15 protein-coding genes and 1 tRNA gene are annotated in these 15,493 nt (G+C 64.4%); 9 read left to right on the plus strand and 7 right to left on the minus strand.

Annotation, left to right across the window (positions count from 1 at the left end; all coding sequences use genetic code 11):
- Positions 1-340 precede the first annotated feature (340 nt).
- The 7 genes from AC0L3S_RS37460 to AC0L3S_RS37490 all read left to right on the plus strand — a co-directional run bounded on the left by AC0L3S_RS37460 (position 341) and on the right by AC0L3S_RS37490 (position 7,777).
- Positions 341-709 (plus strand): hypothetical protein, encoded by a 369-nt coding sequence (locus tag AC0L3S_RS37460; protein ID WP_473261327.1) that lies wholly within the window; start codon positions 341-343, stop codon positions 707-709.
- Positions 710-843: 134 nt separating this feature from the next.
- Positions 844-918 (plus strand) — tRNA-Asn (locus tag AC0L3S_RS37465).
- Between the two features lie 176 nt (positions 919-1,094).
- Positions 1,095-1,274, plus strand: a complete 180-nt coding sequence (locus tag AC0L3S_RS37470) for a hypothetical protein (protein WP_473284854.1) — start codon at positions 1,095-1,097, stop codon at positions 1,272-1,274.
- Between the two features lie 137 nt (positions 1,275-1,411).
- The gene (locus tag AC0L3S_RS37475; protein ID WP_473284856.1) at positions 1,412-2,074 is read left to right on the plus strand and encodes a protein-L-isoaspartate O-methyltransferase family protein; all 663 of its coding nucleotides are present in this window, start codon (positions 1,412-1,414) and stop codon (positions 2,072-2,074) included.
- A 214-nt stretch (positions 2,075-2,288) separates the two neighbouring features.
- Positions 2,289-3,680, plus strand: coding sequence for a TolC family outer membrane protein (locus AC0L3S_RS37480; protein WP_247296776.1), 1,392 nt, complete (start codon positions 2,289-2,291; stop codon positions 3,678-3,680).
- Between the two features lie 305 nt (positions 3,681-3,985).
- Complete coding sequence (locus tag AC0L3S_RS37485) at positions 3,986-4,759, plus strand: PopZ family protein (protein ID WP_473284858.1); 774 nt, start codon at positions 3,986-3,988, stop codon at positions 4,757-4,759.
- 141 nt (positions 4,760-4,900) lie between these two features.
- Positions 4,901-7,777 (plus strand): valine--tRNA ligase, encoded by a 2,877-nt coding sequence (locus AC0L3S_RS37490; protein WP_473284860.1) that lies wholly within the window; start codon positions 4,901-4,903, stop codon positions 7,775-7,777.
- 2 nt (positions 7,778-7,779) lie between these two features.
- On the opposite strand, the gene AC0L3S_RS37495 is transcribed toward AC0L3S_RS37490, so the two are convergent.
- On the minus strand, positions 7,780-8,382 hold the full coding sequence (locus AC0L3S_RS37495; RefSeq protein ID WP_473284862.1) for a DNA-3-methyladenine glycosylase: 603 nt from the start codon (positions 8,380-8,382) through the stop codon (positions 7,780-7,782).
- 129 nt (positions 8,383-8,511) lie between these two features.
- On the opposite strand from AC0L3S_RS37495, the gene lipA reads away from it, so the two are divergent.
- Both lipA and AC0L3S_RS37505 read left to right on the plus strand, forming a co-directional pair.
- Positions 8,512-9,468 (plus strand): lipoyl synthase, encoded by a 957-nt coding sequence (lipA, locus tag AC0L3S_RS37500; protein WP_473284864.1) that lies wholly within the window; start codon positions 8,512-8,514, stop codon positions 9,466-9,468.
- Between the two features lie 6 nt (positions 9,469-9,474).
- The gene (locus AC0L3S_RS37505) at positions 9,475-9,945 is read left to right on the plus strand and encodes a type II toxin-antitoxin system RatA family toxin (RefSeq protein ID WP_007591145.1); all 471 of its coding nucleotides are present in this window, start codon (positions 9,475-9,477) and stop codon (positions 9,943-9,945) included.
- Positions 9,946-10,079: 134 nt separating this feature from the next.
- On the opposite strand, the gene AC0L3S_RS37510 is transcribed toward AC0L3S_RS37505, so the two are convergent.
- From AC0L3S_RS37510 to AC0L3S_RS37535, 6 genes are read right to left on the minus strand one after another with little or no spacing between them, the layout of a single operon-like run.
- Positions 10,080-10,895, minus strand: coding sequence for a c-type cytochrome (locus AC0L3S_RS37510; RefSeq protein ID WP_473284866.1), 816 nt, complete (start codon positions 10,893-10,895; stop codon positions 10,080-10,082).
- Positions 10,895-12,517, minus strand: coding sequence for a b(o/a)3-type cytochrome-c oxidase subunit 1 (locus AC0L3S_RS37515; RefSeq protein WP_473284868.1), 1,623 nt, complete (start codon positions 12,515-12,517; stop codon positions 10,895-10,897). Before AC0L3S_RS37515 ends, AC0L3S_RS37510 begins: the two co-directional genes overlap by 1 nt.
- The gene (locus tag AC0L3S_RS37520) at positions 12,504-13,079 is read right to left on the minus strand and encodes a cytochrome C oxidase subunit II (RefSeq protein WP_473261312.1); all 576 of its coding nucleotides are present in this window, start codon (positions 13,077-13,079) and stop codon (positions 12,504-12,506) included. Before AC0L3S_RS37520 ends, AC0L3S_RS37515 begins: the two co-directional genes overlap by 14 nt.
- The gene (locus AC0L3S_RS37525; protein ID WP_275172584.1) at positions 13,076-13,252 is read right to left on the minus strand and encodes a hypothetical protein; all 177 of its coding nucleotides are present in this window, start codon (positions 13,250-13,252) and stop codon (positions 13,076-13,078) included. Before AC0L3S_RS37525 ends, AC0L3S_RS37520 begins: the two co-directional genes overlap by 4 nt.
- Positions 13,253-13,259: 7 nt before the next feature.
- Positions 13,260-14,519 carry a cytochrome c gene (locus tag AC0L3S_RS37530; RefSeq protein WP_473284870.1) on the minus strand — a complete coding sequence of 420 codons (1,260 nt, stop codon included), beginning with the start codon at positions 14,517-14,519 and terminating at the stop codon, positions 13,260-13,262.
- Between the two features lie 11 nt (positions 14,520-14,530).
- Complete coding sequence (locus tag AC0L3S_RS37535; RefSeq protein ID WP_473261646.1) at positions 14,531-15,205, minus strand: c-type cytochrome; 675 nt, start codon at positions 15,203-15,205, stop codon at positions 14,531-14,533.
- Positions 15,206-15,493 lie beyond the last annotated feature (288 nt).

Genomic DNA, 15,493 nt, shown 5'->3' on the forward strand with positions numbered 1-15,493 from the left:
GAAGAGGGTGTACGAGACAAAGCAAAGCTCGGGCGAGATGCGTCGCGAGGGTGTGAAGCTGTGCCTGCAACGAAAATCACATTCCGCACTGTGCCGGCGCCGGAGACAACAAGACGCCGATCTATGAATGTCGGTTCATTGCTGCGGAGAATTCGAATCGGTAAGAAGTCGTTCGTTGCGCGTCTCGCGTCGTGCAACGAGGCGGAGGCGGATCGATCGTGTCTTGAACCTTTCGATTGCGCCTCCGACGAATCCTTCGAGGCAACGCCATTGGTTGCCGCGGCGCCTGCGCCGATCGACGTCAGGCACCGAAAGCCCGTTTCGATCGGGGGAATTTCATATGAAGTATTTTCTGTCTGCACTGATCGCGGTCGGTCTATCGATTGCCGCCGCGCCGTCGTTCGCGGCTGACGCCCGCAACGTCACTGTCGTCAACGAGACCGGCTATGCCATCAAATTCCTGGGCTTCAACGCCCCGGACGATGGCATGGACGAATGGGACAACGAGCTGGACAAGGTTTTGCAGAACCAGGCGAGCACCTATGTCGAGTTCGACGATGACGACGAAGGATGCGTCTGGAACGTCCGCGTCGACTGGCAGAACTATGACGAGACCGTGCTCTGGAAGAACGTCAACCTCTGCAAGTTCACCGCGCTTCGGCTGCGCTACGATTCCGGCACCAAGACCACTTCGTTCGTCGCCGAGTAACTTGACCTGAGGCCGGGCGGAGGAGGGGCCGCGTGCCCTTCCTCCCCGCAATGTGCCAGATAGCGAATTCGTCCTTTGCAAGCGCAAGCGGCTTTGTTATACGCAGCCGCGCGCGAACGACGGGTTCGCCCTTTTCCTCGGTAGCTCAGCGGTAGAGCATCCGACTGTTAATCGGATGGTCGCTGGTTCGAATCCAGCCCGGGGAGCCAAATTCCGCTTTATTGTCAACGGCTTGCGTCCAGACTCTGATCTGGCGTGCGACCTCGTTGCGGCAAATCCTCAACTAGATGTGTACCGTGGCGAGCCTGCATCCTCCGCGGCGACGCCAAAACGACTCAATTGAAATCGAGCTTCCAGGCGCCGGTCCTTTACGGAGCTGATTCCCATGCGAGACATCCAGGTCGACCGTTCCCCGCTGGCTCCCTCCATTCTGCCGGCGGACGTCCCCGAACTCAGCGACGACGAATGCCTCGCCTGTCTGGCGCGCGCGGTCGAGACCCACGATTCGGCACGGCTTGATGAAGTCGCCGCATTGATCGGCCGCCTCGCGGTCACGATCGAGTAGGCCGGCTCACCCTCGACGTTGCGAGTTGCGGAAGGGCCCGGTTCGCGGGCCAAAGCCATGTTGCGTTTTCGCAGGGCCTGTTCCAAAGATGCCGCCAACTTTCGTCCGCGGCATCGTCCGCCTTGCAGGGTCCGCAAATGTCCGTTTTCTCGACGGCGCGCCTAAAAATGGTCGATGGCCAGGTGCGCACCAGTGACGTCACCGACCGTCGTGTTCTCGACGCCATGCTCACGGTTCCGCGCGAGGCCTTCGTGCCGGCCAGCCGGCAGGCATTGGCGTATCTCGACCTCGATCTCGACGTCAGCGAGGGCGGCGCCAAGCGGTTCCTGATCAAGCCGCAGCTGACCGGCAAGCTGCTCCAGGCCGCCGAGATCGGTGAGGACGACAACGTGCTGGTCGTCGGCTGCGCCACGGGCTATCTCGCCGCGCTGGCCGCCAAGCTTGCGCGTCAGGTCACAGCGACGGAATGCGATTCGGCCCTGGCCAAGAGGGCCAAGGACGCCTTCGCCGCCCTCGGGCTTGCCAACGTGGCCTGCAAGGCCGCGGCCTGCACCGAGGGTGATGCCGCCGCAGGTCCCTATGATGTGATCGTCCTCAACGGCGCCACTGAAGTGACGCCGGCAGGGCTGCTCGGGCAGCTCAAGGAGGGTGGGCGCCTGGTAGGGGTCTCGGCCGAATCCAGGCCGCCGCGAGCCATGATCGTGACCCATACTCACGGCGAATTCGGCCATCGGGCGCTGTTCGATGCCGCGGCCCCGGTCCTTCCCGGGCTGGAACGGGCCGCCGCTTTCGTCTTCTGACGGCCCGATAGCGGCTTTAGCCCGGTAAAATCCCGTTCTGAATCAGAAGTGTGGCCGGGATGCTGCACGTGAAGAGTTTCCACCGAGAACACCCCTCAGGTAGTTCCGTCGCGCTTGACCGCGTCCTATGTTGCGGCGGGGCAGCGACTCCACTCGTAGACGGTAACCCAGCTCGCGGGCACGAGCCGGGCGTTAGAATGAACGGAATTTTTGGATGCATGGGGTGAAGCTCTTCACCGGAGCAGCGGTTTCGGTCCTGCTGCTGGCGCTCGCCGCGCCGACGCCTGCCTTGGCGGATACGATCGAGGCTGCGCTGGTGCGCGCCTATCAGAACAATCCGCAGCTCAACGCGCAGCGCGCCCAGGTGCGCTCGACTGACGAGAACGTGCCACAGGCTCTCTCGGGCTATCGCCCTAAGGTCGGGATCAACCTCAGCACCGGCTATCAGTATCAGGATATTCAGCAGACGCAGAAGGCTGTGCCAATCCATAGCGACCCGCCCCTTCAGCCCAATAGCGCCAGCCTGACCATCAACCAGACGCTCTACAACGGCAATCAGACCGCCAACAGGACGCGCGTGGCGGAGAGTCAGGTCTCGGGATCTCGCGAGGCGTTGCGTGTGCTCGAGCAGACGGTCCTGTTGCAGGCTGCCACCAGCTACATGGACTATCTTCGAGACTCCGCCACCCTGGAAGTTCAGCGCAGCAACGTGCGCGTGCTCGAACAGACGCTCAAGCAAACCCGCGATCGCTTCAATGTCGGCGAGGTGACGCGCACGGACGTGGCGCAATCCGAAGCGCAGCTCGCGGCCGGCAGGACCCAGGCCCTGACCGCCGAATCGAATCTCACGACGACGCGCGCGAATTTCCGCCGGATCATCGGCAACGAGCCGACGAACCTTGCGCCGGGCTCGCCGGTCGATCGTTTCCTGCCCGGGACGCTCGCCTCCGCCGTCGGTCTCAGCCTGGTGGAGAACCCCAATGTCACGGCCTCGATGTTCGGCATCGATGTCAATTATCTCCAGGTCAAGATCAACGAAGGCGCGCTGCTGCCGACCCTCACGGTTCAGGCTGGCATCACCCAGTCGTACCAGCAGACCCTGACGGTCTTCCGAACGACGACCGCTTCCGCCATCGCGACCGCCTCGGTGCCGATCTATCAGGGCGGCGCTGAATATGCGCTCATCCGGCAATCGAAAGAGAACCTGGCGCAGCAGCGTCTGAATCTCGAAACCACACGCGATCAGACCCGCGCCAACGTCGTGCAGGCCTGGGGCCAGTTGGAAGCTGGCAAGGCGCAGGTGCAGTCCGCACAGGCGCAGGTCACGGCCTCCGAGATCGCGCTGAACGGCGTGCGCGAGGAAGCCAAGGCCGGCCAGCGCACCACGCTGGACGTGCTCAACGCGCAGCAGGCGCTGGTCAACGCGCGCGTGGCGCTCGTCACTGCCCAGCATGACCGCGTGGTGGCGTCCTATTCAGTGCTCAACGCGGTCGGCCGTCTCGCGCCGCAGGTCCTCGGCCTCAACACCACGGTCTATGATCCCAGCGTTCACTACCAGCAGGTTCGCGACAGCTGGGCCGGCGTACGCACGCCAGACGGACGCTAGAGTCCCGTAGTCATCCGGTCGGCATCGTAAATAGCCGAGGCCGACCGGTGCTTTGCTTGCAATCATCAAAATCCCTGACATAGCCTTGCCAAGAAGATGCAGGTCGATTCGCTCTGCATCCGATGCCGTGTGCGTAAAGCATGAGTGCCGAGGGCAGGGGCGCACCGCTGCACGTTGAGCCGTCATCTGGGGACAAGTCGGGCTGCCGTGACGAAAATGTCGGGCCACCCATCCGGAACCGGCCAATCCTGTCGTGCTTGGTGTAAAACAACGCATGCGAGGGCGTTGATGATGTGGAGTCGGAGATGACGCAGCCTGCAAAGGTCACAGAACCCTCGATGGAGGAGATTCTGGCCTCGATCCGGCGCATCATTGCCGACGATGAGGCCAAGCCGCCGCCGGCGGATGCCGCCAAGCCCGAGAAAGCTGCCGCCCCCGCCGCGCCACCGAAGCCGCAGGCGATCAACGATATTCCGCCATCCAAGGTCGCGCCGCCCAAACCGGCCGCCGAAAAGCCCGCACCGCCTCCGGCCGCAAAGCCGGCGCCGCCGCCGGCCCCCGCACCCGAGGCGGATGCATCCAACAATCAGGACGATATCGACGCACTGCTGGCGGGCCTCGACACGGCCACGGCTGCGCCGGAAATCCGCGCTCCCGAGCCGGAGCCCGAACCTGAGCCCGACGTGCTGGAATTGACCGACGATATGGCGCTGGCGATGGAGCCGACGCCACCTCCGCCGCCGCCGAGCTTTCGCAAGGTCGAGCCGCGCGACGATCTCGAATTCGCCGAATCGCCGCCCCCGCGTCCGACGCCGGCATCCTATGCGCCCGTGGACTTCGATGCGCCGCCACTGCCGCCCCAACAGCCGATCCTGGCGCAATCGACGGTCTCCGCGGTCGAATCCGCCTTCAATTCCCTGGCCCACACGGTGCTCAGCAGCAATGCGCGAACGCTGGAGGATCTGGTCAAGGAGATGCTGCGTCCGATGCTGAAATCCTGGCTGGACGACAATTTGCCAGGCCTCGTCGAACGCATCGTGAAGGCCGAAATCGAGCGGGTATCGCGCGGAGGCAGGTAGATCGGGCCGCAGAGCCCTCATAAAGCCCTGCTTGAGCGTCATATTCGGCCTCCCGACCCGACCGGAAGGCCCTGATGCCGCCTGGCTTTCCTGTGACTTGTCCGTTGACTTGGACCCCGTGCGCGGCTTTCTAACAGCGCCATGATCGAGAAAAATTACCAGCCCGCCGATATCGAAGCCCGCATGTCCGTCGTGTGGGAGGACAGCCTTGCCTTCAAGGCCGGCCGCCCGGACCGCCGCGACGCAGTGCCCTTTACCATCGTGATTCCGCCGCCGAACGTGACGGGTTCGCTGCACATGGGCCACGCCCTCAACAACACGCTCCAGGACATCCTGTGCCGGTTCGAGCGCATGCGCGGCCGCGACGTGCTGTGGCAGCCCGGCACCGACCATGCCGGCATCGCCACCCAGATGGTGGTGGAGCGGCAGCTGATGGAGCGCCAGCAGCCCAGCCGTCGCGAGATGGGCCGCGAGAAGTTTCTGGAGCGGGTCTGGCAGTGGAAGGCCGAGAGCGGCGACACCATCATCAACCAGCTCAAGCGGCTCGGCGCCTCCTGCGACTGGTCGCGCGAACGCTTCACCATGGACGAGGGCCTGTCCAAGGCCGTGGTCAAGGTGTTCGTCGAGCTGCACCGCGATGGCCTGATCTACAAGGACAAGCGGCTGGTGAACTGGGACACCAAGCTGCTCACCGCGATCTCCGATCTCGAAGTGCAGCAGACCGAGGTCAAGGGCCACCTCTGGTACCTGCGCTATCCGATCGAGGGCAAGACTTTCAGCCCCGAGGATCCCTCGAGCTTCATCGTCGTTGCCACCACGCGTCCGGAGACCATGCTCGGCGATACCGGGGTCGCCGTGCATCCCGACGACGAGCGTTATCAGAAGCTGGTCGGCAAGAACGTGATCCTGCCGCTGGTCGGCCGCAAGATCCAGATCGTCGCCGACGATTATTCCGACCCGGAGAAGGGCTCGGGCGCGGTCAAGGTGACGCCGGCGCACGACTTCAACGACTTCGAGGTCGGCAATCGCCACGGCCTCGCCCGGATCAGCGTCATCGACAAGGAAGGTTGCCTCGATCTCCTCGACAACGAAGATTATTTACGCGACCTGCCGGAAGGTGCCTCGCAATTCGCCGAGGAGTTCAACAAGCTCGATCGCTTTGCAGCCCGCAAGCGCATCGTCGAGCGGCTGGACTCGTTCGGATTCGTCGAGCGGATCGAGCCCCATACCCACATGGTGCCGCATGGCGACCGCTCCGGCACGGTGATCGAGCCCTATCTGACCGACCAGTGGTATGTCGACGCCAAGACGCTGGCGAAGCCTGCGATGGCCGCAGTGCGTTCGGGCGAAACCACCTTCGTGCCGAAGAACTGGGAAAAAACCTATTTCGAATGGATGGAGAACATCCAGCCCTGGTGCATCTCGCGCCAGCTCTGGTGGGGCCACCAGATCCCGGCCTGGTACGGTCCCGATGGCAAGGTGTTCGTCGCCGAGACCGAGGAGGAGGCCGTGAGCCACGCGCTCGGCTATTACGTCGAGCAGGAAGTCATCACGGTCGAGCAGGGCCGCGAGATGGCGCTCGACCGCAACAAGCGTGACGGCTTCATCACGCGCGACGAGGATGTGCTCGACACCTGGTTCTCGTCCGCGCTGTGGCCGTTCTCGACTCTCGGCTGGCCCGCAGACACACCGGAAGTGCAGCGTTACTACCCAACCAACGCGCTGGTGACCGGCTTCGACATCATCTTCTTCTGGGTCGCCCGCATGATGATGATGGGCCTGCACTTCATGAAGGAGGTGCCGTTCTCGACGATCTACATCCACGCCCTCGTCCGCGACGAGAAGGGCGCCAAGATGTCGAAGTCGAAGGGCAACGTGATCGATCCGCTCAGCCTGATCGACCAATATGGTGCGGACGCGCTCCGCTTTACGTTGGCCGCAATGGCCGCCCAGGGGCGCGACATCAAGCTCGCCACCAGCCGGGTCGAGGGCTATCGCAATTTCGCGACCAAGCTCTGGAATGCGTCGCGCTTTGCGGAGATGAACCACTGCGCCGTGCCCGAGGGTTTCGAGCCGGCGAAGGTCAAGGAGACGCTGAACCGCTGGATCGCGCATGAGAGTGCGCACACCACGCGCGAGGTGACCGAGGCGATCGAGGCCTATCGCTTCAATGACGCCGCCGGCAGCATCTACCGCTTCGTTTGGAACGTCTATTGCGACTGGTATCTCGAGCTCGCAAAACCCGTGCTGCTCGGCCCCGACAGCCCTGCCAAGGCCGAGACCCGCGCCATGGTGGCATGGGCGCGCGACGAGATCCTGAAACTGCTGCACCCCTTCATGCCCTTTATCACCGAGGAGCTTTGGGAGGTGACGGCCAAGCGCGACGGTCTGCTCGCGCTGGCACCGTGGCCGCTGAAGCCGGCCGAACCGACGCCGGAGCAGCTTGCGATGCTCGCGGCGACGACGGGGCCGACCGACGCGCTTGTCTCGCCGGTTTGGGTGCTGCCGATCTTCGACCATGCCGACTTCACCGACCCCGCGGCCGAGGCAGAGATCGGCTGGGTCATCGACCTCGTCACGCAGATCCGTTCGGTGCGCGCCGAGATGAACATCCCGCCGGCAACCCTGACGGCGCTGGTGCTCGCGGGCGCCTCGGCCGAGACGAAGGAGCGCGCGCCGCGCTGGAGCGACGTCATCAAGCGCATGGCGCGGCTGTCGGATATCTCCTTCGCCGACCGTGCGCCCGACGGCGCGGTTCAGCTCCTGGTGCGAGGTGAGGTCGCCGCGCTGCCGCTGAAGGGCGTGATCGACGTCGCCGCCGAGCGCACGCGCCTCGACAAGGAGATCGGGAAGGCCGACGCCGACATCAAGCGTGCCGAGTCCAAGCTGGCCAACGAGAAATTCGTCGCCAACGCGGCCGAGGAGGTTGTCGAGGAGGAGCGCGAGAAGCGTGAGGCCGCGCTGGCCCGCAAGGCCAAGCTGCTCGAGGCGCTGGAGCGGCTCAAACAAGCGTCGTAAGCTTATTTCGGGAACGGCTTGCTCAAAAACTTCGAGCCCCTGATGCCATAGCGCCAGGGCAGCTCGACGGCCTTGGTGATGCCGATCCGGATGCCGGCGACCACCTCGACGTCCTCCGTCCGCGCATGCAGCGCGATCGGAGGACGATCCAGCGGCAAGGCGTTGTGCGCGATGGTGATGCCGAGCGCTTCGGTCAGCTTGCCCGGGCCCGAGCACAACGCGTGCAAATCCTGGAGATGGCGCCGCCGACGCATCGCGGCGATGCCATGGGTCGGCTCCAGCGCGCGGATCAGCACTGCGCTGGCCGAGCCTTCTTCCTCGCAGACGAAGTTCACGCACCAGTGGATACCGTAGGAGCGATACACATAGGCAAAGCCGGGCGGGCCGAACATCACCTGGTTCCGCGGCGTCGGGCCATTGTAGGAGTGCGCCGCCGGCTCGGTATGATGATAGGCCTCGACCTCGACGATGATCCCACCGACGCCGTCGACCAGCATGGTCGCACCGATCAGGTCGGGCGCGACCTCGTGGACGCTGCGTGCGAAAAAGGCACGCTTCAGCGCTTTGCCGAGCCGGGGTGTGGAAGGTTTCGAGACTGGAGCCATTCGAGGTGAGAATCGCCAGAGAACAGAGCAGGATATTGCCCATATCTGCCATGTTCCCTGAAGCGGGGCGAGCCGGGTTGCGATGCCCGGCCAGACCGACTAGGTAGGACCAGAACAACCGGACACCCTATGGTCGTTATTGTCGATACCATCTCGAACCCGCTGCGCCCACGTCACCCCGAAAAGGTGAATCGGCCCGATTCCGCGTCGCCGCCGAAGCCGGACTGGATCCGCGTACGCGCGCCCAACACCCGCGGCTATGCCGACACCCGCAACATCGTGCGCGCCAACGGCCTGCATACGGTGTGCGAGGAGGCGGGCTGCCCGAACATCGGCGAGTGCTGGGACAAGAAGCACGCGACCTTCATGATCATGGGCGACACCTGCACCCGCGCCTGTGCCTTCTGCAACGTCAAGACCGGCATGCCGAACGCGCTCGATGCGGCCGAGCCGCAGAACGTCGGCGAGGCCGTGGCCAAGCTTGGGCTTGCCCATGTCGTCATCACGTCGGTTGACCGCGACGACCTCACCGACGGCGGCGCCGAGCATTTCGCCCAGACCATCCGCGCGATCCGCGCTGCGTGCCCCTCGACCACGATCGAGATCCTGACGCCCGATTTCCTGCGCAAGGAGGGGGCGCTGGAGGTCGTCGTCGCGGCGAAGCCCGACGTGTTCAACCACAATCTCGAGACCGTGCCGTCGTGCTATCTCACGGTGCGGCCGGGGGCGCGCTATTTCCATTCGATCCGGCTGCTGCAGCGGGTCAAGGAGCTCGATCCCACCATCTTCACCAAGTCCGGCATCATGGTCGGCCTCGGCGAGGAGCGCCACGAGGTTCAGCAGGTGATGGACGATCTGCGTTCCGCCGACGTCGATTTCCTGACCATCGGGCAATATCTCCAGCCGACCCGCAAACATCACGCCGTGATGCGCTACGTGCCGCCGGACGAGTTTTCGTCCTACGAGAAGGTCGCCTACACCAAGGGCTTCTTGATGGTGTCGGCAAGCCCGCTCACCCGTTCGTCGCATCACGCCGGCGAGGATTTTGCGAAACTGAAGGCCGCGCGGGCCGCACACGCCCGCTGAATTGCCATGCCCAATTTTTCGAGCAAGCGCCGTGTCGATCACAGCGCGTCCGAGATGTTTGATCTGGTCGCCGACGTCGAGCGCTACCCGGAATTCGTGCCGCTGTGCAGCGCGCTGAAGGTCCGGCAGCGCATGGCGAAACCCGACGGCACCGAGGTGCTGGTCGCGGACATGACGGTGTCGTTCAAGCTGGTCAGGGAATCCTTCACCAGCCGCGTGACGCTCGACCGCGCCAATTTGAAGATCCTGGTCGAATATCTGCAGGGTCCCTTCAGCAATCTGGAAAACCGCTGGACGTTCGAGCCCAAAGGCGAGAGCGTTTGCGATGTCGGTTTCTTCCTCGCCTACGAGTTCAAGAGCCGCATGCTGGCGCTCCTGATGGGCTCGATGTTCGACGCCGCGTTCGCGCGATTTTCCATCGCGTTCGAGAAGCGGGCGGATGCGATCTACGGACGGCGGAAGCTGGCCTCGTCGTAGTGGACGGGCACGCTCTCTCCTCCGTCATTGCGATGAGCCCTTGCGACGAAGCAATCCAGAATCCCTCCGCGGAGAGACTCTGGATTGCTTCGCTGCGCTCGCAACGACAATGGGAAGGCAGGCGTGCCAAGATTTCAATCCACCGCCTTCACGATATCCGGCGGCTGCGAGGCATAGTACGCCGCGGCCTGCTCGATTTCCTGCGGGGTCATCGCACGCGCGATGTTGCGCATCTGCTGGCTGATGTCGTTGCGGCGCTCGCCTGAGGCGAAGGCCTGCAGCTGCGCCTTCATGTAGGCCTCGGACTGGCCTTCGAGCCACGGACTGCCGGTCTTGTTGTCGAGGCTGCCGTGGCAGGCGCCGCAGGGCGCGATGCCGCGCATTGGTGCGCCGTAGATTACGATGTTTGGCTTGGGCAATTGCGGCGTCGGGTGATAGGCCGGCAGCCGCGGCAGGTAAGCGTAATAGTTCGAGAGATCTGCGATCTCCTGCTCGGTCAGATTGACGGCGAACGGTGACATCACGGCATTGGTGCGCGCGCCGGTGCGGAAATCATACAGCTCCTTGTAGATCACGGCCGCGTACTGGCCGGCGAGATTGGGCGAATCCGCGCGGCTGACACCGGTCGGGCCGTGACAGATCGCGCAGCGCTGCGCCAGCGTGGCGCCGCGTCCGATCGCCTCCTGGCTCGGGCGCGACAGCGTGTTCGACGTCAGCACGACTCCCGACAGGCGCCTGGTCTGCTCCGGCGCCGTGACGCTCGCCGCGCGTTGCGGCACACCGGCAGCGCTGCAGATCGCGTCCCAGACGTTGGCGAATTGGACCCAGGGCTGCGCGAAGGGCAGCACGACGAAGCCTGCAATCGCCGTGACGATCAGGATCGCGGCGGTGATGACCACACTCGCCTTGAAATGACGATTGGTGAGGGTGAAGAGGTCGCGCGTGCTCATCACTGCGCTCCCACATAAATGGCCGGCACAGAGGTGCCCTCGGTCAGCGCCAGATTCAGGATCGGATAGCCGTAATTGGTGAGGGTGAGCGCGATCATCAGCGCCACCCACAGCGCGTGGGTGTTGAGCGCGACCGGGACCGTTGTGGGCTGGTGCACGGCCAGCGCGAAGCGATAAGGGCCGGCGTCGACCCGCGGCGCGCGCATGCCGCGAGCCAGGATAACGATGAATATGATTCCCGACGCCAGCAGGATGAAGCCGCCGATGGCCGAGAGGCTAACCGAGAGGGCCTGCGGCGCGATCGCGGGATCGCCGAAGTCGAAATAGGCCATGCGGCGCGGCATGCCGAGAATGCCGACCCAGTGCCAGGGAAAGGTCGTGACGATCATGCCGATGAACCACAGCCAGAGCTGGGTGCGGATCAGGCGGACATCGATCAGCTCGCGACCGCTCAGGTGCGGCCACAGATCGTAGGCGATCGCAAAATACATGATCACGATGGCGCCGCCGAAGATCAGGTGGAAATGGCCGGTGATCCACTGCGTGTTGTGGATCGACGCATCGAGCTGATAGCTCATGTTGATGAGACCGCCGGCGCCGCCGAAGCCGAGCATGACGAACGAGAACGCCAGCGCCAGCATCATCGGATTGTCCCAGGGCAGGGCCCCGATCCAGCCGAACATACCGCGGCCGCCGCGCAGGCGCGCCGCGATCTCGACCGAGGCGCAGATCGTGAACACCGTCAGCAGCGTCGGCAGCGCGACCAGCGCCGTGAAAGCCGAATGGATGAACTTGAAGCCGGCGCCGACCTGCGGATCGGCAAAGGTGTGGTGCATGCCGATCGGCATCGCGACCACCAGGAACAGGATGAAGGAGATCCGTGCCATGCTGTCGGAATAGACGCGGCCGCCGATCGCGCGCGGCACGATGGTGTAATAGGCAATGTAGGTCGGCATCAGCCAGAAATAGACGATGGCGTGCAGCGTCCAGGAGAAGAACACGCGCGCAAGGCCGGCGTCGATGGTGGCCTTCAGCCCGGCCGCGACTGGAATGATCTGCAGCAGCAGCTCAAGCGCGGCGCCGACCGCAGTCCAGGCCCACAGATACGAACCCGCGACATTGGCGAACATCGCCAGCGGCACCGGCGCACCGGGATGGGCCTTCCGCCACATGCGCAGATTGAGCGACATCAACGCAACCCAGATCCAGGAGCCGACCACGACCAGCACGACGCCGAGATAGTAGAAGACGTTGCCGATTAGCGGCGGATAGAACGTGTAGAGCACCGAGGCGCGGCCCAGCGCGATCGGGATCACCGCCATGATGCTGCCGCCGACGATCAGCCAGAACCCGGCCCAGGCCCAGCGCACACCGACCAGCCGCTGCTCCAGCGCGGACTCGCTGATGGCGTAGCCGAAGCCCATCGCGACCAGGGTCGGGAAGACGTAGCCCATCACCGTACCGTGCGCGGTCAGCGAACGGTAATAGAGCTCGGGATTGGACAGCCATGTGCCGATCGGGCTGCGGATGAACATCTGCCAGGCGCCGAGCGTGAGCGCGATGCCGAACACGGCGAAGGCCAGCCAGAAATGGGCGAGGATGAGCTTTCTATTGACCAACACAGCTCAGCCTCCCGCCACCCTTCGCGCGATCCGCGAATTCGGTCTTGTCGATCACCTTGACCTTGCCCCACATGCCCTCGTGGCCGAACGAGCAAAACTCCTGGCAGGGCATCAGATAGTCGCCGCTCTTCGTAAAGCGCATGAGCTGCTCGGAGATGTAGCCCGGCACCAGCATGGTGTTGACATTGGTGCCCTGGATCAGGATGCCGTGGACGACGTCGGCGCTGGTGGCGCGCAGCGTGATCGGCGTGTCGACGGGCACCACGATGCAGGCCGGCGTGAACGAATATTGCTGGCCGATCGCGCGCACGGTCACGTTGCCATTGGCCTCGAGCACGCTGCCGAGATTGCTTTCGACGAATTCACCGCTCAGATGCAGGCGCGAGGGATCGGTGGTTTCGACGCGCGGTTGCGGCATGGTCGCGCGATGGATGCCGGCGAACGCCGCCAGCAGCGCCATCATCACGACGATGATCACGGCGATGGTGGCCCAGCGCCGCTCGACGCGGGCTGCGACCTCGGCGCTGGCGCTACCGTTGCTGTGGGCTCCCTCGACGCTCATTGCAGCGAGCCGCGCGGCAGGAACACGAACAGATAGAAGGCGAACCACATCGCGACCACGCAGGCCGTGGCGATGCCGGCGACCACGATCGCGCCGGACGGGCCCTGCGCCACGACTTCCTCGATGGCCTGGTCGGCGGCGGCTGGGCTGGTCGGCGGATCGGAGTTGAACATGGGGCCCTCAGTTCAGCGGTGCCGAGCGCAGCTCGTTGGCCTCGCGCGCCGAGACCGGCGTGCCGCGATTGCCCCAGGCGGTGCGGATGTAGGAGACGACGGCGGCGACCTCGTTGTCGGAGAGGAGGCCGGCGAAGGGCGGCATGCCATAGGGCATCGGATTGCCCTTGGTGCCGGGCGGATAGCCGCCATTGAGCACCATGCGGATCGGGTTGACCGCCGACTGCATCTCGATCGACTGGTTGTTGGCAAGCGGCGGCCAGTGCGGCGGCTTGCCCTCGCCCTGGGTGCCATGACAGCTCGCGCAGTTCTTGTCGTAGACGGTCTTGCCGAGGCTGATCAGAAGGCTGCTCTCGCTGGTCGGCAGCGCCGAGCTCGCGGCCGGCGGAGGCGAGGGCTCCGCGATGCTCTTGAGGTAGACCGCCATCGCCCTGGTGTCTTCGTCGTTGAGATATTGCAGGCTGTTGTGCACGACCTCGGCCATTGGGCCGTAGACCACGCCGCGCATGGAGACGCCGGTCTGGAGCAAATCCGTGATGTCCTTGATGCTCCAGTCGCCGAGCCCGGCCTCACGGTTTGACGTCAGCGAGGGCGCGTACCAGTTCTGCATCGGGATCAGGCCGCCCTTGAACGCGTCGGATTGCGAGGTGCCGCCGAGCGCGTTGATAGGCGAATGGCACATGCCGCAATGGCCGAGGCCCTCGACCAGATAGGCGCCGCGATTCCACTCCGCTGATTTCTTCAGATCGGGCTTGAACTCGCCCTCGCTGAAGAACAGCGTGCGCCAGCCTAGGATGAGCTGGCGGTTGTCGTATGGGAAACGCAATTCGTGCGGCTTGTTCTTCTGGTTCACCGGCGCAATCGAGCGCAGATAGGCGAAGATCGCGTCGCTGTCGGCGCGCGTGACCTTGGTGTAGGACGCAAACGGCATCGCCGGGTAAATCAGCCCGCCATCGGGAAAGCGGCCGCTGTGCATGGTCTTGTAGAAGTCGTCGGCGCTCCACTTGCCGATGCCGGTCTCCGGATCGGGCGTGATGTTGGAGGTGTACAGCGTGCCGAATGGGGTCGGCATGGCACGGCCGCCGGCAAACAAGCGGCCTTCCGCTGCGGTGTGGCAGGCGGTGCAGTCGCCGGCACGGGCCAGATATTCGCCGCGCGCGATGATGTCGCCGGTCTTGTCTTTGTCCTGCGCGGCTGCTGCCGTGGTGAACGCCGCGAGTGCGAGCAACTCGATGGACAGGAGCTTGATCGAAAATTTGAAGCCCATCATCCGCCTCGTCAGTTGGGCTGGCTACCGCAGCCGAATGGCAGCGCGTAGGTGCCTTTCGGCACGGGGGCTGGGTTGGCGGGAGCGGGCCGCGTCGCAAGCCAGGCTGCGACGGCAGTGACGTCCGCCTCGGTCAGGTGACCGGCGACGAGCTGCATGCAATCAGGCGATTTCGCGGTGCGGGTGCCATAACGCCAGCCGCCGAGCTGGGCGCTGATATAATTGGCGCGCAGGCCCAGCAGGCCCGGGATGCCCGGCTGCATGCCCGTCAATGCAGGGCCATGGCAGCTGACGCATGCCGGAATGTTGCGGCCGGCATCGCCGCTGGTGGCGAGCAGCTCACCGTGCGCGAGGACGTCCTTGCTCACTTCGCTCGGCGCCGGCTGCGGCAGCGGCGGGTGCTCGCTGGCAAAATATTCCGCCATCGCCTCCAGATAGGGATCGGGCAGAAACTCCAGCAGATAGTTCATCGGCGGGTATTTGCGCCGGCCGCTGCGGAAAGCGAGCAGCTGGTTGTAGAGATAGCCGGCCGGCTTGCCCGCGAGACGTGGAAAATAGACGTCGCTGGTGCCTTCGCCCTTGTTGCCGTGACACGGCGTGCAGGCCTCGACGCGCGCCGCCATTGTATCCGGTGGCTGGTTGGCGGTTTGCGCGGTCGCACCGTCGGTTGCGGCCAAGACGGCCATAGTGGCCAAGGCGGCAATGGCGACTGCCGGAACAGTGTAGCGAGCGAACACTCTCGTCGCCCTCCAGGGCTGGGCCGGGTTGATTCCCGGTCACAACGTAGAGCGGCATTATTGCGGCAATATAGTCGGGCGCAAGACGCAAAGGGGCCAATGACGTTTGCTCGCGGTTGCACATTTGCGATCCCGATCGGTTTCGACAAAATTGCGTGCATTTTGACAAGCAAACACAGGTTTGCAGTCTCGCGGCTTGGCACGCCCGAGCTTTGCTTTGTCTCGTACACCCTCTTT

The sequence above is a fragment of the Bradyrhizobium sp. Ken01 genome (genome assembly GCF_055807355.1).

What these genes read in the sequence shown, in the direction of transcription:
- AC0L3S_RS37525 (WP_275172584.1), bottom strand. Translation starts at nt 13,252, where the DNA reads ATGTTCAACTCCGATCCGCCGACCAGCCCAGCCGCCGCCGACCAGGCC.
- AC0L3S_RS37505 (WP_007591145.1), top strand. Translation starts at nt 9,475, where the DNA reads ATGCCCAATTTTTCGAGCAAGCGCCGTGTCGATCACAGCGCGTCCGAG.
- AC0L3S_RS37510 (WP_473284866.1), bottom strand. Translation starts at nt 10,895, where the DNA reads ATGAGCACGCGCGACCTCTTCACCCTCACCAATCGTCATTTCAAGGCG.
- AC0L3S_RS37490 (WP_473284860.1), top strand. Translation starts at nt 4,901, where the DNA reads ATGATCGAGAAAAATTACCAGCCCGCCGATATCGAAGCCCGCATGTCC.
- AC0L3S_RS37460 (WP_473261327.1), top strand. Translation starts at nt 341, where the DNA reads ATGAAGTATTTTCTGTCTGCACTGATCGCGGTCGGTCTATCGATTGCC.
- AC0L3S_RS37485 (WP_473284858.1), top strand. Translation starts at nt 3,986, where the DNA reads ATGACGCAGCCTGCAAAGGTCACAGAACCCTCGATGGAGGAGATTCTG.
- AC0L3S_RS37520 (WP_473261312.1), bottom strand. Translation starts at nt 13,079, where the DNA reads ATGAGCGTCGAGGGAGCCCACAGCAACGGTAGCGCCAGCGCCGAGGTC.
- AC0L3S_RS37495 (WP_473284862.1), bottom strand. Translation starts at nt 8,382, where the DNA reads ATGGCTCCAGTCTCGAAACCTTCCACACCCCGGCTCGGCAAAGCGCTG.
- AC0L3S_RS37480 (WP_247296776.1), top strand. Translation starts at nt 2,289, where the DNA reads ATGCATGGGGTGAAGCTCTTCACCGGAGCAGCGGTTTCGGTCCTGCTG.
- AC0L3S_RS37475 (WP_473284856.1), top strand. Translation starts at nt 1,412, where the DNA reads ATGTCCGTTTTCTCGACGGCGCGCCTAAAAATGGTCGATGGCCAGGTG.
- AC0L3S_RS37470 (WP_473284854.1), top strand. Translation starts at nt 1,095, where the DNA reads ATGCGAGACATCCAGGTCGACCGTTCCCCGCTGGCTCCCTCCATTCTG.
- lipA (WP_473284864.1), top strand. Translation starts at nt 8,512, where the DNA reads ATGGTCGTTATTGTCGATACCATCTCGAACCCGCTGCGCCCACGTCAC.
- AC0L3S_RS37530 (WP_473284870.1), bottom strand. Translation starts at nt 14,519, where the DNA reads ATGGGCTTCAAATTTTCGATCAAGCTCCTGTCCATCGAGTTGCTCGCA.
- AC0L3S_RS37535 (WP_473261646.1), bottom strand. Translation starts at nt 15,205, where the DNA reads ATGGCCGTCTTGGCCGCAACCGACGGTGCGACCGCGCAAACCGCCAAC.